Raw genomic sequence first — 14,671 nt, 5'->3', positions numbered from 1 at the left:
CTGGTCACCATCCGCCTCCGATCTGGGCCGGGTGTTCGATGTCGTTCTGGCCGGACGTCTCGCCGAGTGGGACGACGCCGAGGTCGGCCACGGTCCCTTCGAGGTGGGCGCCGGAGAGCCGGGCGTCCTCCTTGATGGAGAACAACCGCGCGTCGACGGCCGACACCAGGATGCGGTAGGCGCTCCTGGCGTGTTGCGGTTCGAGGGTGCAGCTCTCCAGGGTGGCCAGCGCGAAGCTGCACGGCCTCGGGGAGGACACCTTCAGGTCGTGGCACAGGCTGCGGATCTTCTGCGCGAACGCCTCGTGGCTGAGCCCGGCCGCGGCGACGATGACCTCGTCACCACCGAACGTGCCGCAAATGTGGAAATCGACGTCGCGCAGCTCCAGCGCCGCCCACTCGCTGGTCAGCGCGCCGACCGTCCGCATGCACGCGTTGCCGGCGAGGTGACCGAAGCTGTACGGGTCGACCGAGCGCCGCTCCATGACGTAGTCACGCAGCCCGTCCACGTCACCGATGGCGATGTGCATCTCCCCGGCGGCGAGGACCGGCAGCATCCGGATGAGGTACTGCTCGAACGAGGGGTACGCGATGAGCGAGGTCAGCGGATCGCAGTAGAGCACGTCCCGGTCGGCGTCGTCGGGGGTCTCCCCGGCGCGGAGATAGGTGGTCCGATAGGCCGAGTTCGTCACGTCATCTCTCCTGACCGTCCGTCCGGCGAGTGATTGGTTGCCCGCACGCCGAGGCGTTCCAGCGCGTCGAGGAGCGGGGCCGCGGCGTCGACACGGGCCCTCGGGTCCGGGACGTCCACCGGCAGCATCCCGAGACGCTCGACGAGCTTCTCGGCCCAGAGGTTTTCCTTCACCGACCGCCCCGGGATCAACGGGGTGTGGTAGTCCGTCTGCCACAGCAGCAGCACGGCTCGGTCGTTGCGCATCCGCACCTCGTCCAGCGTCCGCCGGTGCAGCTTCCGGGCGGTGGTGTGGTCCATGCCCACGTGGGTCCAGCCGGAGTCCGGGTCCTCGAAGTCGTCGATGGTGATCCCGAGGCGCTCCGCGTCCTGCCAGACCGGCATGGTCTCGTCGGTCATGGAGAAGACGGACAGCATGAAGTGCCCGGTGTACTCACCGGCCAGGAACTCGTGCGTCAGCTCGTAGTCCTCCGGGGCCTCCCCCGGGTAGCCGACCATGAAGGAGCACCGGTATCGGACCGGCCCGTCGGAGAGCGCCTCGTGCGCCCGCCGGTTGTGCTCGGCCCGGACCTGCTTGTGCATCAGGTCCAGCGACTTCGGGCTCATCGACTCGAAGCCGATCGACAGCGTGGCGCAGTGCGCCCCGGCGAGGCGCTCGACCGTGTCGCGACCGGTGATGACGTTGGCCCGGGTGTACGCCTCCCAGGTCACGTCCACCGCGGGGAGCAGGTCGAGCAGCTCCCGCATCCGTCGGGGCGGGACGGTGAACGTGGAGTCCATGGCCCGGATGTGCCCGGCGCCGTTGAGATCGTGGTAGCGGGCCCAGTCGGCGGCGATCTTGTCGGCCGACTTGTACCGCCACTTGGGCGACGCCATCGGGAAGGAGCAGAAGCGACAGGAGAACGGGCACCCGCGCATCGACTCGTAGGGCACGACCGGGCGTTGCAGTCGGCCGAACCCGGGTGAGGGGTACGACTCCAGGTCGATGTAGTGGAACGGGGTCTGCCGGTAGGTCTCCGGGCCGGTGCGAAGCACCAGGTTCGGCACCTGGTCCAACTCGCCGTGCCCGTCGAGCGCGGCGAGCAGCAGCGGGATGGCGTCCTCGCCGTCCCCACGGACGATCATGTCCACGTCCGGGTGCATCCGCATGATCCGGTCGTACTTGAGGTTGCTGTACTGCCCGCCGAGCACCACCAGCGCGCCGCCGCAGCGGTCCCGGACCCAGTCCAGCGCCCGCGCCAGGGTCCGCCGGTCGCAGATGAAGGTGGTCGACAGGAACACCACGTCGTGTCGGCCGGCGGGTTCGCATCCGGGCTCCCAGACGTCCAGCAGGTCGAAGATCTCGAACGGCCGTTCCGCGGCCAGCAGGATCGACTCCAGCGTGTAGGACGTCAGGTGCGGCACGGCGCCGCGCTTGGGCCGCAGCAGCGGGGTCCATCGCCCGCCGTCGTGGTGGCGCAGGTCGGACAAGCGCAGGCCGCCGAGGGGGTGCTGGGGGTACTCGACCGCCAGCGGGTGGGTGGCGTGCCGGTCGAACATGGTGCGGTGGTAGTACGAGCTGTTCTTGAAGTACGGGCCCTCACCGGAGAGGACCAGGACGGACTTGGTGGTCGTCGCGCGTCGCGTCGGTGTCGTCAAAGCTCACCACCTCGTCGGTTCTCGGCTCGCCGTCCACGCGGACAAGCGCCGGCGTTCGTGCTCGGAAATTGGCCTCGACGAGAATGCGGACCAGGTGGTCGCGAGACCGCGATTTCACCGGTCCAGGGCCGCTTCCACCGAAGCACCGCGCCGCGCCTCGTCGTTGGCGTGCACGCCTCGGACACAAAGATCCGCCAGGCGCAGGTCAGGTATTCGAGATGGGTAACCGGATCACCGGATCCCTCGTCGCAATTCAGCTCACTCCCCCGCGTTCGTGATGCCCGCCGGCGCTTCAGTCCAGCGGCTCCCGCACCAATAGCAAACCCGGTGACGAGGACAGATGTCAAGGGTAGCGAGTGAAGATCGTCAATTACATCAAGATTGCGGCGTTACCAAGAAAACTGCTGTCTCACTTTTCGAGCAGCCGCGCGTCGCCGTGGACCACGGGCGCCAGGACCGGGTCGTCGAGATGCGCGCGGCGGGCGGCGACCGCCTCCCGATCCAGCACGCACCGCTCCGTCCGCACCCGGATCGCCAGCGACCGACGGGGCCCGTCGGAGCGGTTCGGCCCGCTCGCGTGCAGCATGTCCCGGTGGTGCAGGGCGAGGCCGCCGGCCGGCACCTCGGCGGTCACCTCGCTCCAGCGGAAGCCGTCGGGCAGCGGCAGCCCGGTCCGTGCGGGGTCCAGGTCGGTCTGGAACAGGTCCGCGCGGCCCAGCGGGCCGAGCTGCTGGGAGCCGGGGACGTAGCGCAACGGCGAGGCATCGGCCGACACCGCGGACAGCGCGACCCACACGGTGAAGATGTCGCCGTGCCAGTACGGGGCGAACGGTCCGTCCTGGTGCCAGCCGATGTTGCCGGTCGGCGCTTCGTCGGTGGGGCGCTTGATGAAGAGGTCCACCGCCCAGACCTGCAACGCTCGGGCGCCGGTCACCGCGGCGGCCAGCTCCCAGACCGGCGGGTGCGCGACCAGGCGACGCAATGCGTGGCTGCAGTTGTGCGGTTCGGCGATCTTGACGAGGCGCTGCGGCCCGTCGCCCCGCTCGCGCTCGCGCAGCTTGGGGGCCAGGCCGGTGTCGGTGCGGCCGGCGGCGACCGCCTCGGCGGCCTCGTTAGCCTCGTCGAGCAGGCCCGACGCGATGACCGACGGCGTCACGCAGAACCCGTCATCGTGATACCGCCGGCGGAGCAGGTCCAGGTCGACGACGTCGGGCATGAGCGATTCCTTCGCAGCAGGGTCGTCATTCACGATAACCGCGTCATTTGCGCGCCCCATCCGCCGAATGCACCCGGAGAGCTCACTCACGGCGGCACACGCGACATCCTATTCTAATGACACCTATGATCAACAGGAAGCGCGACGGCATCGGCATCCGTCAGTTGAAGTTCACCGTAATATCGATTAGCATCGCATACCGGGCTGCCCGCCGGGATCGTCGAGGAGAGCCATGACAACATCCGCCGACGGCGGCACGCCACTGCGTCTCGTGCAGATTTCGGACACGCACCTGTCTCGCTGGGACGGTCCGCTGCGCCGAAACTTCCGGACCCTCGCCCGCTTCGTGAACGAGACGCTGCGGCCGGATCTCGTGATCCACGCCGGCGATTTGGTGCTGTCGAATCCGGACGCGGAGGAGGACTATCTCGCCGCGAAGGAGCTGTTCCGTCTGATCCACGCGCCGATGCTCTTCATACCCGGCAATCACGACGTGGGCGAGCCCTACGAGCGGACCTGGTGGACCGCGACGGCCGAGCGCGTGGCCCGATATCATCGCCACTTCGGCCCGGCCCCGTGGCTGCACTGGTTCGGCGAGGTGGGCCTCATCGGACTCAACAGTCAGATCTTCGGCACCGGCCTGCCCGACGAGGAGCGGCAGTGGCGCTGGCTGGCCGAGGTCGCACCGGCGGTCGAGGACCGTCCGGTCCTGCTGTTCCTGCACAAGTCGTTCTGGACCGGCTACTGCGGCAGCGACGGCCGACAGGGCGCCATCGACCCGGCCGATCGCGACCGCATCCTCGCCGCACTCGATGCGGCCCAGGTGCTCGGCGTCTCCACCGGTGACGTCCACCGCTACCGCAAGGTCTGGTACGGCGAGCGGTTCGAACTCTGGGGGCCGTCGACCGCGTTCCTCGTGCACCGGGAGGAGACCGAGAAGCTGCCCGCCGGGCTGGAGCAACTCGGCGTCGTGCTGTTCGAGGTGACCGGGGACCAGGTCAAGGCCACCTTCCAGACCACGCCGGGGCTGGAGGAGGTCGAGGTGGGCGGGTTCCCGGAATCCAGGCTCGTCCGCGGCGAGATAACGGCCGCGATGCGCCGGGACGGGTAAGCGCCGGCCCCGGCCAGACCGCCGCCGGAACCTCCCCCGGGGCCGGTCAGGCGGCCGGCTCAGCCATACGGCTTCTGCCAGTGCCAGATCTCGGTGTCCGGCAGCTGCTCGGCGAAGAGACCCCCGGGCGACACCTCGCGCAGCAGCGCCCGCAGCTCCCGCTCGAAATCGTCCAAGCGCTCGGCGAAAAGGTGGGGTGCCGAGTCGGACCGGGAGAAGACCCAGGCGACGACGTCATCCTCGGTGCGTTCGACGACCGCGCCGGAGGGCACGACCAAGCGCTGGCCCGCCGGAAAGCCGGCGGCCTCGATGATCGCGCGCTCCCCGCCCGGGGTGCCGTGCCGCAGCACGCCCTGACCGGCGCGGCGGACCTCACCTAGGTAGGCCCGCACCAGCGCCGCGATCCGCGGGAACGGCGGCGCCGGGTGCGGCAACGGGACCGGGTCCGCCGGCGGCTCCTTGAGGTCGCTCACGTGCACGAAGAAGCCACCGGGCTCCAGCATCTCGAACGCGGTCGCCGCGACCCGCTCGCGGTCGGTCCAGTGGAACGACTGCGCGAAGAGCACCACGCCGAAGACGCCGAGCCCTGCCGGGAGGTCCTCCGCGCGGGCCTGTGCCCAGCGGGCGTTGCCCACCACCAGACGCTGCGCGCGTCGGCCCGCCTCGGCGAGCATGTCCGGGTCCGGGTCAACGCCGACGACCTCGGCGAAGTAGGGCGCCAGCGCCAGCGCCACCGTGCCGGGCCCGCATCCGACGTCCAGCAGGCGACCCTGGCCGTGTTGGCCGAGATCGCCGGCCAACCGCGCCGCGTACCCGGGCGCGTAGGGCAGCCGACCTTGGTCGTAGTAGGCGGCACTACCGCGGAACAGCGTCTGGTCCCACTGCCAGCCTTCCAACATCGGCGCTCCTTGGGTTATTTGGGCTGATTGTCCGGGCCATCGGGACCCTACCGCACTCCGCCGCAGCGGACCGGCCGCCGACCCACCCCATCTTTCCCCATCGCCACTGGTCGATTGATCCATAGTGGAGTCGTTCGCCGACCGCGTCTCGGTGACGCCGAGGGCGCTCCCCCACGTGGGTGGCCCGCGCTGCCGTCTGGCGTAGGGGCGACCCGGGGTCGCCCACCGGCCGGTCGGCGTACCGTCGCTGGTCACCGGCGCGGCGACCAGGTCGGGCCGGAACCGCGTGCCGGAGCCGCCGGCGACCCGCGACGCACGGCCCGACCCCCGGGCAGTCGCGGCGCACATGCCGCGCCGGCCGGTGACGCCGGGGTCACGCCCCGCCGCGCCGGTCGGCCGGATGACCGCTGCCACCGGTACGCCGGTTCGCGGCCTCCAGATAGGGGGTCCGCCAGCGCGACTCCTCGGTGTAGACGCTGGTGCCCGGCGGGACCAGTTCGTCGAGGCGGTCGAGGACCGCCAGGGGCAGGTGCAGTTCCTCCGCGCCGAGAGTCTCCCGCAGGTGCTGCTCGGTGCGGGCGCCGAGCACGGCGGAGGTCACCGCGGGGTGCTCGAGACACCACCGGACAGCCAGCCGGACCAGCGTGGTGTCGAGCTCGGCCGCCAACTGCAGCAGGTCCTCCACCAGCTCGGCCTTACGCCGGACGTGCGGCAGTCTCCGGTCGAAGCGGCGCGGAATGCGGAGCGCCTGACCCGCGCGGCGCGGCTCTTGGCCGGCCCGGTAGACCCCGGTCAGCCAGCCGCCGTCGAGCGGGCTGTAGGCGAGCCCGCCGAGGCGGTGCCGGCGCAGCATCGGCAGCAGGCTGCGCTCGGTCCACCGGACGAAGATCGAATACGGGAACTGCTCGACCTGGAAGCGGTACAGCGCCCGACGTTCGGCGACCCACTGGGCCTCCACGACCATGTGCGCCGGGAAGTTCGAGGCGCCGAACGCGCGGATCTTGCCGGCCCGGACCAGATCGGTCAGCGTGGCCAATGTCTCCTCGAGGCTGGTCCGGTCGTCCGGGTAGTGGATCTGGTAGAGGTCGATCCAGTCCGTACCCAACCGGCGCAGGCTCGCCTCACACGCGCTGACGATGTGCCGGCGGCTGTTGCCCCAGGTGTTCGGCGGCGGGTTCGGATGTCCGGCGCCGTGCTCGATCGCATAGTGTCCCTTGGTCGCCAGGATGACGTCGTCGCGCCGCCCGGCCAGCGCCTTGCCGACGATGGTCTCGCTCTCGCCGCCGCCGTACTCGTCGGCGGTGTCGACGAGGTTGATGCCGGCATCGAGCGCGGCATGCACCAGGGCGACGCTCTCCTTGTGGTCGAGGCCGCCGGGCCGGCCGAGCAGCATCGCCCCGAAGGTGAGCACGGACACCTCCATGCCGGTTTCACCCAGCATGCGGTATCTCACGAGCCCGGCTTCCGGACCAACGCCGAACCGATCGCCAGCACGTCCATGCTGGAGCCGAAGAACGAGCGCAACGCGTCCTGCGGCGAGTGCACGATCGGCTCCCCGGCGAGGTTGAACGACGTGTTCAGCACGACCGCCGGGTGACCGCGCTCGGCGAGTCGGCCGAGCATCCGCCGGTATTCCGAAGGGGCGCCGTCGTCGACGATCTGCGGCCGGCACGATCCGTCGACGTGGACGACGGCGGGTATCTCGGTGCGCATCTCGTCCCGCACCTGACAGGCCGTCAGCATCCACCGGGACGGCCCTGGCTCGATCAGGTACTTCTCGGCGGCGGCCGGGGTCAGGCTCGGGGCCAGCGGCCGCCACTGCTCCCGGTTCTTCATGGCGTTGACCCGATGGTGCATCGACCGGTCCAGCGGCGAGGCGAGGATGGACCGCTGGCCGAGCGCCCGCGGCCCGAACTCGGCCCGGCCCTGGAACCAGCCGACCATCCGGCCTTCGACCAGCAGGTCGGCCACCGTGCCGGCGATGTCGTCCTCGCTGGTGAACGGCACCCCGTACGCGCGCAGAACGCCGCGGATCTCGTCGTCGCCGAACCCGGGACCCAACCCCGCCGTCGGCAGCGCGCCCCGGGGGCGCTCCCCGGCCGCGGCGGCGACGGCCAGTGCCGCGCCGGCGCTGGTACCGGCGTCCCCACTGGCCGGGAAGACGGCGAGCCGGTCCACCAGCCCGGAGCGCCAGATGGCGCCGTTGGCCGTGCAGTTCAGCCCGACGCCGCCGGCGACGACCACGTCGCGGCACCCGGTCTCGCGCACCGCGTTCTCCACCACGTGCAGGAGCGCCCGTTCCAGCACGCGCTGCCCGGAGGCCGCGACGTGCTGCTGGTGCTGGTCGGTATCGACGTCGACTCCCAGCCGTGCGGTCCGCCGCTCGTAGGTGTATCGACGGGGCCGCCGCGGGCCGAACCGCTCCTCCACCCGGGCCGCCCACGCGCGCACCAGCGGGGGACCGTAGTTCGGCCGGTCCGCGCCGAGCGAGCCCAGGCCACTGTCGTACCCGCCGTCGTCGTGCAGGTCGAACGGCATCCAACCCTCGTCCGGTTCCCCGTACGAGGCGAGCCCCATGACCTTGCCCTCCTGGCCGAAGCGGAAGCCCAGATAGGTCGTCACACCCAGGTAGAACATGCCGAACGATTCGCTGATCGGAAAAGAGCGCTTGATCTCGATGACGCCGTCGCGGGCGTGACCGACGAGCGTCGCGATGCCGTCGCCCACGCCGTCCGTACTGATGATCGTGGCCTCGTCGAACCCCGAGGTGTGGTACGCGGCGCAGGCGTGCGCGACTGGATGCATCACCTGTTCCCAACGCGGTCGCCGGCTGCCGGCGAAGTACGGATGGGCGAGCAGGTCGTTCTGCATGTCGGACTGCACGTCGGCCAAGTCGGCGGTGAGCCAACTGGTGGCCAGGACGTCGACGTCGGACATGCTGATACCGGCCTCGGCCAGGCAGTACGCGGTCGCCTCCACCGGCAGTTGATCGGGCGCGTGCCGGGTGCGGACGAACCGTTCCTCCTCGGCGAGCGCGACGAGCAGCCCGTCGACCACCAGCGCCGCCGACGCGTCGTGGCCGAGACCTCCGGCAAGACCGAGAACTATCAAGGAGACACCCCCGTGTCCGGTGAGCGGCGCTTCAGTCGCGCCGCGCGTCAGTGTTTCCGAGGACGACCAACCGATCGCAAGCCTGGTCCAATCAGGGCGGCATGTCCACCCCCTCGACCGCCGACCGGATTCCATCGACGTCCGTTCATCATATGCATCGATCGGCCTCGACGTGAATCGGTGCTTCGCGGCGATGACTCCCGGCGGCGAATCGGAGCGGTTCCGCCGCCCGACGCTGATCATGGAGCGTGGTTCCGAGGATTGACACGAACCTATACCCAACTTGGATTGGGTCTGACCGCCGTCATCCCGCTCAGCTGATCTCTGCCTACTGGACTAGTCGCGCCGGATCACCTTTGCCACCTCGCTCAGATCATCGTTCAGCTGGTGATCGCGCCCGGGCAGCCGGTGCAGGTGCGCCTGCGGAATGACCCTCGGCGTACCGGTCGGCGTGGGACGGTGGCGCCGTGTCGTCTTGAAGCCCATGGAACACCTGCACCGATACGCCGTGCGGCAGTCTCGCGCCGAGGTCGTGCGGCAACTCGAACTCGTCGCCGGTCCAGCCCCCGGCGCCGACGAACGGGGCGGCGAGCAGCACGATCGCCCCGAGCGCTCGCTCCGGTGGCCGTTCGGCGAGCGTGCACGAGGATCGTCCCGCCCACCGAGTGGCCCACGACGACGGCCCCCGTCGTCCAGGGCCGCGATCTCCCGCCGGATGGCAGTGCTCCTCCGCCCAGCTGGGCCGGCCCTTCCCGGTCCGGTGGATCGAGGTGCCGGACCGCGACGCGCGCACCACGTCGGTACGCGAGCAGTTCGCCGACGTCCAGGTCACCCGCGGGCGCAAGTTCGAGGGCGTGTGGGGCACCGACGAGGGCGTGTACGTGGTCAACTCGTCCGCCTGGGACGAGGGTGACCTGCCGGCGGACGCGGCGCCGCACGACGGCATGGTCTGGTTCCACAACTACAAGAACCAGACCGACCTTCAGCGAGGACGGCAAGGTGCTCTTCGTCAACATGCAGGACCCGGGCCTCACCCTGGCCATCACTGGTCTGTGGGAGAAGTACCTGGGCTGAGGTAGCCCGAGCGTGGGGGCCAGGCGAGCCGCCTGGCCCCTGCCACGTTCGGCCGCCCCTCAGGAGACGCGCGGCAACGCGAGCCAGTCCTGCCAGGCGATATCGCGGCCCAGGTAGCGGGGCTGTTGGAACGGCCAGTCCGCGGCTATCCACTGCGGCACCAGCGCGTCGACCGCAGCCTCCACCGCGCTGCCGACCAGGTCGTCCACCACCCACCAGGAGACCTCGCCGTCGGATCCGGTGCGCTCCGGCGGGTCGATGTAGACGCAGCCGAGGATCGCCGTCTCCCCCTCGTCCAGCAACGCGTAGTTGAACGACTGGTGCGCGGCTATCTCATTCTCGTGCCGCAGCAGGTCGACGCGGTCCTCTTCGTAGGTCATCGTCTCGCTGGGCCATGCCCAGGCCGGCCCGAAAATCTCCCACAGGCGCTCTCGGGAGCCCATCACGGCGGGGTAGTCGAGCGGGGTGTCCGCCTCGCGAATCGGCCGCAGATGAAGCCCGGTGTCGGGCACCGGCACGTGCAGGGGGTGGACGAAATCATCAGGCAGCCAGGTCATAAGGGCCGAGGCTACCGCCGCCCGGCGGATTCCCCCCACTCAGTCGAGGCAGAACTCGTTGCCTCGACGTCCTGCATGTTGAGGCACGACTCGTTCTCACCGTCGGCGAGCAACAGTTGCCCGCGTACCGCACCGAGCGGGAGCAGCCGCGCGCACTCGGCCTCAAGGGCGGCCAGGCGCTCGTCGCCCACGAGCCCGGTGCCGACCCGCACGTCGAGATGCACCCGGTTCATGACGACCTTGCCCTCGGGCACCCGCTGGAAGAACAGTCGCGGGCCCAGACCGGAGGGGTCACTGCACCCGAACCACGAAGAACGCTCCTCGGACGGCTGCGCGCGGAGGTAATCGTCCCAGGTGGCGAACCCCTCCGGTGTCGGCGGCGAAACGTACCCCAACACCTCGCACCAGAAACGACCGACGCGCTCGGGATCGGCGCAGTCGAAGGTGATGTGGGCCTGCTTTACCGACATCCGTTCACCTTATGGGTCGTGCTGTTGCCGCCGTTCCCCGTACCACCGACAGACTTGACCCGTTCACTCGTCATGGTGTGCCCTCTGCCCGGCGTGCCGGTCCCACAACGATGCGGTGTTGATCAAGCCACTCACTCCACCTTGGTGAGAAGTGGTTTCCCCTTCTCGACGACGTACGTCGCCAGTTCGACAGCGACACCCTCGCCAACATTGCGTGCCTGGTGATGCACACCGTAGGGGACGGTAAGCGCGTCGCCCGGATTGCACACCATGGGCGGCTGCCCCTCAAGCCGATATTCCAGCGTTCCCTGCAGAACGCAGATGATTTCCTCGCCGGGGTGGAAATGCTTGAACGGTGGCGAATCCGGCGTGAACTCCACCCGAGTCTGAATGACCTCCCGCCCGGGAATGCTGAGGTCGTGCCGTTGCAGATCGATCCGCCACAACCCTGGCGCTGACTCGACCGCAGTGGGGCTGATGCCCTCGGGTCGGTCCGTGGTGCTCATGACGGCCTCCTGTACGCCGTCGGGCCGACGGCCACAACTCGGACTGGTGCATCCCCGTCGAGAATAGGTAGCCGCAGACGATTAGGGGGCACGGATGCCGTAGCCCGATCCCCCGGCGGCCTGCGGCAGCTATTGGTCGTGCGGATAGAGGGCGGCGGCGATCGCGCGGCTTCGGGTTCGGTGGCCGAGTGCGTCGGTGTTGTCGACGAACTGGTCGATGGCGCCGGTCAGTGGCAGCCCGCGCAGGGCGGGGTCGGCGATGCTGAGGATCAGCGCCTGGGTGAAGCGTTCCGCGTGCAGCACCCGGAAGGGCCGGTCGTGGAAGGACCGGACACGCGGATTGACCGGCGCGGTGAGGCAGAGGTCGTTGTGCAGGGCGGCAACCGTCTCGTAGGCGTTCACGAGGTGATTCTCGCGGTCGTGCCAGTTGTCGGCGGTCAGCGCGGCGGTCAACGTGGCGGTGAGCTGGTCGCTGTCGGGCAGGCGGGCGAAGGCGGTGCCGAGCCATTTGCTGTAGGGCGGGTAGGTCCGGTTGATCAGCAGGCGCAGCCGGATGAGGTCGCGGACCATGCGGGCGGCCACGACCGCCGAGCCGAGTTCGTCGCCGACTTCGCCGCAGCGGCCGACGAAGGGTTCCTCCTGGCTGATGCGCTGCCATTGGCAGGCCAGCACGTAGCGCCACACGTCGTTGGGATACCAGGCCAGATTTTGTCGCGCCGTGTGCAGGACACCGAGTCCGTCGTGGTGCACGGTGCCGGCGGTGATCTCGGCCAGTGCTTGGGTTGGGGTGGCCAGCCAGTCTCGGGTGTTGATGTTGGTCAGCGGGTTGAAGCCGAGGTGGGCGGTCAGCCAGTCGTCGGGTTCGGCGATCACGATGCCGTGCTGGACGCGTCCGGTGGTGTGCCGCAGGTGTCGGGTGCCGTGCTCGGTGGGGACCAGGCTGGTGGGATAGCCGGCGATCGTGGCGGGCAGCCGCTCGCTGAGCAGGTCGTCGATCCCGGTGCCGTGGCGGGCGAGGTCGTCGGCGGTGAGGAACAGTTGCAGCCGGGGACCCCAGTCGTGGTCGGTGGACCGCTGCGTGTCGAACCCGAGGACCTCGGACCCGGCGCCGATCAACGCCGCGCTGTAGGTGAGGTCGGGAAGGTAACGCGACAGCAGGGGCTGGACCGCGTCGTCGTAAAGCCGGCGGGACAGTTCGATGCCGGAGATGAAGTTCACGGGCACGCTCGGCATCCTCGCAGCGCGGGCCGGTCGTCGGCGACGGATTTCCGCTGTTTCGGGTCAAGCCCGATCGTTGGTGAGGTCCGGGTGGCCCAAGACGCTGGTGTAGCGGGTGCCGGCCTGGATGCTCAGGCCGAACAGGTCGGCCAGGCGGCGGACATCGCCGCCGGTGGCGTGGGCCTCGTCGAGGATTCGGTCTTCGCGGATAGCGGCGATCGACAGGTCGGGGCCGATGGTCAGCCAGATCCAGCGTTTGCTGCATTCCTCGGTGCGGCGGCCGGTGTGTTCGGTGCGGAACAGGTGCGGATTGGCGGTGGCGGGCCAGCGTTGCTGCCGCATGTCGAGGTGCGCCGGCGGATCCCTGCGCGGCGGCGCCTACCTGCCCACCTCGGGGCACGCCCGCTGGCACTCGCGGGCGGGCTGCTGACGCTGGCCGCCCTCATGCTGCTCGCCATGTACGCGCGTCGCGGCCGTGTCGTCGGGCCAGAGCCGACCGTCACTCGTCCCTCCACCAGTCCCCCAGCTACGCGCCGGCCTGTCTCGGCTGCGGACGGAAAACCCTCCCGTACGCGCCCGGTGTGCCACCGAGGAGTTGTCCGCGGCCCGCAGGGCTGCGAGAACAGCGGGCGGCGACGATCGCCGCGAGCATGTTCCCGCTTCGCGCGTCTCGCCCTCGCCGCGCCCGACGAACCGGGAAGGGTTGTCGCCGCGCGCATCCCGCGCCGCGCGCCGACTCGGGATGCTGACGGGCGTGTTCACCCCGCTGTGGGCGATCGTCGTCTTGCTGATGGTCTACCGTCCTGGCTCGACCACGGAGGTTGGCCGGTGAGCGTCAGGTGGGCGCCGGATCAATATCTGAGATCAGCCGGACCATGGCGGTAGGGCACCGCCGTCCGCGCGGGCGAGCGGCGGGACAGCAGGTATCCGGTCAGCGCGGCGGCGAGGCCGGCAAGCCCGGCCGCCGCGAAGCCGCCCGCCGGCACGGAGAGGTCGATCACCACGCCGACGAGCGGGGATCCGAGCGCGAAACCAGCGCTCTGCGCCGACGATTGCAGACCTATGACCTCGCCCCGCACGCCGGGCGGCGCCAGCCGGCTCACCGCGTCGGCCACCGTCCCGAGGGTCGGCGCGGTGAGGAGCCCGCTACCGACGACGGCCACGCAGAGCCACGGCCAGTCGTCGGCGAGCCCGGCGGGAATCGTCGCCAGCCCGAGCAGGCCGAGCAGCAGCCAGGTGGGCAACGGCCGGGTCAGCGCGCCGTAGATCAGTCCGCCGACGACGGACGACCCACCGAACACCACGACGACCACGGCGGCCCAGGACACCTGACCCACGTCGCGCAGCGTGGCGACGATGGCGAGGTCGACGCCGCCGAGCAGCGTCGTCGTCCCGAACCCCATCGTCAGCGCGGCGATCATCTTCGCGCTCAGCCACTGCCTGCGTGGGGGTCGTTCCGCCGTGGCACCCGCCTCGTCCTCGGCACGCATCGGCGGGTTGACCAGGGCGATGCCGACGCCCCCGGCCAGGATCGCGGCACCAACCCCCCATGCCACCACCTCGGGGGACACCGTCGCCGCGCCCAGGATCACCACCGCCGGCCCCACGATGTACGACAACTCGCCCTGCACCGACTCCAGCGCGAACGCGGCCCGGCGCTGCTCCGCCGTCGTCATCGCGGCGATCGCCTGCCTGCTGACCGCCTGGACCGGCACCATCAGCAGACCCGCCACGAAGCTGGCGACCAGCAGGATCGAGTACGGCAGGATCGGCACGCTCAGCCAGAACACCACCTGCGCCACGACGGTCACCAGCAGCACGCTGCGCAGGCCACGCGAGTCGATCATGCGACCGAGCAGCGGCCCGCCCCACGCGACGCCGGCGGTCAGGGCCGCCGCGACGCCGCCCGCCGCCGCATAGCTCAACTCCAGGCCCAACACGACGTACAGCGTCAGGGCCATCACGTCGGCCGTTATCGCGGTGCGGGCGAGCAGCGAAACGCCCAGCAGCGGTGCCATCCCGGGCACGGCGAGCACCTGTCGATACGCGGTCACCTGAGGGACGGTAATTCACTCCTCCATCCATAAGAGAGACCGGCAATAGGTGTTATCTGAGCCTGCGGGTAGTGGGTCGGGTGTCCCAGCGGTAGAGCGTGCGGGCGCGTTGGATGAGTTGACGGAT

At 70.1% G+C, this 14,671-nt stretch carries 14 protein-coding genes and 1 pseudogene; 2 read left to right on the top strand and 13 right to left on the bottom strand.

Features of this window, described 5'->3' with window-relative positions; translation table 11 throughout:
• Nucleotides 1-4: 4 nt before the first annotated feature.
• The 3 genes from ACIQG9_RS28775 to ACIQG9_RS28765 all read right to left on the bottom strand — a co-directional run bounded on the left by ACIQG9_RS28775 (nt 5) and on the right by ACIQG9_RS28765 (nt 3,544).
• Nucleotides 5-691 carry a hypothetical protein gene (locus tag ACIQG9_RS28775; RefSeq protein ID WP_400408264.1) on the bottom strand — a complete coding sequence of 229 codons (687 nt, stop codon included), beginning with the start codon at nt 689-691 and terminating at the stop codon, nt 5-7.
• Nucleotides 688-2,328 carry a B12-binding domain-containing radical SAM protein gene (locus tag ACIQG9_RS28770; protein WP_400408262.1) on the bottom strand — a complete coding sequence of 547 codons (1,641 nt, stop codon included), beginning with the start codon at nt 2,326-2,328 and terminating at the stop codon, nt 688-690. Before ACIQG9_RS28770 ends, ACIQG9_RS28775 begins: the two co-directional genes overlap by 4 nt.
• Before the next feature lie 409 nt (nt 2,329-2,737).
• Nucleotides 2,738-3,544 carry a phytanoyl-CoA dioxygenase family protein gene (locus ACIQG9_RS28765; RefSeq protein ID WP_400408260.1) on the bottom strand — a complete coding sequence of 269 codons (807 nt, stop codon included), beginning with the start codon at nt 3,542-3,544 and terminating at the stop codon, nt 2,738-2,740.
• Nucleotides 3,545-3,776: 232 nt separating this feature from the next.
• Between ACIQG9_RS28765 and ACIQG9_RS28760 the strand changes: the two genes are divergently transcribed.
• A complete protein-coding gene (locus tag ACIQG9_RS28760; RefSeq protein WP_400408258.1) occupies nt 3,777-4,655 on the top strand; it encodes a metallophosphoesterase family protein in 879 nt (292 codons plus the stop codon).
• Between the two features lie 59 nt (nt 4,656-4,714).
• Here ACIQG9_RS28760 and ACIQG9_RS28755 read toward each other — a convergent pair whose 3' ends face one another.
• The 4 genes from ACIQG9_RS28755 to ACIQG9_RS28740 form a co-directional block, all read right to left on the bottom strand.
• Nucleotides 4,715-5,554, bottom strand: coding sequence for a class I SAM-dependent methyltransferase (locus ACIQG9_RS28755; protein WP_400408257.1), 840 nt, complete (start codon nt 5,552-5,554; stop codon nt 4,715-4,717).
• A gap of 373 nt (nt 5,555-5,927) precedes the next feature.
• Nucleotides 5,928-6,977, bottom strand: a complete 1,050-nt coding sequence (locus tag ACIQG9_RS28750) for an aldo/keto reductase (protein WP_400408255.1) — start codon at nt 6,975-6,977, stop codon at nt 5,928-5,930.
• A gap of 26 nt (nt 6,978-7,003) precedes the next feature.
• The gene (locus ACIQG9_RS28745) at nt 7,004-8,665 is read right to left on the bottom strand and encodes a carbamoyltransferase (protein WP_400408253.1); all 1,662 of its coding nucleotides are present in this window, start codon (nt 8,663-8,665) and stop codon (nt 7,004-7,006) included.
• Nucleotides 8,666-9,001: 336 nt separating this feature from the next.
• Nucleotides 9,002-9,151 (bottom strand): hypothetical protein, encoded by a 150-nt coding sequence (locus tag ACIQG9_RS28740; RefSeq protein WP_400408252.1) that lies wholly within the window; start codon nt 9,149-9,151, stop codon nt 9,002-9,004.
• Between the two features lie 284 nt (nt 9,152-9,435).
• On the opposite strand from ACIQG9_RS28740, the gene ACIQG9_RS28735 reads away from it, so the two are divergent.
• Entirely contained in the window at nt 9,436-9,744 is a 309-nt protein-coding gene (locus ACIQG9_RS28735; RefSeq protein ID WP_400408250.1) for a hypothetical protein, read from the top strand.
• 54 nt (nt 9,745-9,798) lie between these two features.
• On the opposite strand, the gene ACIQG9_RS28730 is transcribed toward ACIQG9_RS28735, so the two are convergent.
• The 6 genes and pseudogenes from ACIQG9_RS28730 to ACIQG9_RS28705 all read right to left on the bottom strand — a co-directional run bounded on the left by ACIQG9_RS28730 (nt 9,799) and on the right by ACIQG9_RS28705 (nt 14,544).
• On the bottom strand, nt 9,799-10,296 hold the full coding sequence (locus ACIQG9_RS28730; RefSeq protein ID WP_400408249.1) for an N-acetyltransferase: 498 nt from the start codon (nt 10,294-10,296) through the stop codon (nt 9,799-9,801).
• Nucleotides 10,297-10,335: 39 nt separating this feature from the next.
• A pseudogene (locus tag ACIQG9_RS28725) lies at nt 10,336-10,766 on the bottom strand (VOC family protein).
• A gap of 131 nt (nt 10,767-10,897) precedes the next feature.
• Complete coding sequence (locus tag ACIQG9_RS28720; protein WP_400408247.1) at nt 10,898-11,272, bottom strand: cupin domain-containing protein; 375 nt, start codon at nt 11,270-11,272, stop codon at nt 10,898-10,900.
• Nucleotides 11,273-11,401: 129 nt separating this feature from the next.
• The gene (locus ACIQG9_RS28715) at nt 11,402-12,496 is read right to left on the bottom strand and encodes a DUF4037 domain-containing protein (protein WP_400408245.1); all 1,095 of its coding nucleotides are present in this window, start codon (nt 12,494-12,496) and stop codon (nt 11,402-11,404) included.
• Between the two features lie 57 nt (nt 12,497-12,553).
• A complete protein-coding gene (locus ACIQG9_RS28710) occupies nt 12,554-12,832 on the bottom strand; it encodes a hypothetical protein (protein ID WP_400408243.1) in 279 nt (92 codons plus the stop codon).
• A gap of 509 nt (nt 12,833-13,341) precedes the next feature.
• Nucleotides 13,342-14,544, bottom strand: coding sequence for an MFS transporter (locus tag ACIQG9_RS28705; protein ID WP_400408242.1), 1,203 nt, complete (start codon nt 14,542-14,544; stop codon nt 13,342-13,344).
• Between the last annotated feature and the right edge of the window lie 127 nt (nt 14,545-14,671).

The organism is Micromonospora sp. NPDC092111 (assembly GCF_044755745.1).
Lineage (GTDB): Bacteria > Actinomycetota > Actinomycetes > Mycobacteriales > Micromonosporaceae > Micromonospora.
Note: the sequence above shows the minus strand (reverse complement) of the source record. Positions and strands in the feature narration are given on the sequence as shown.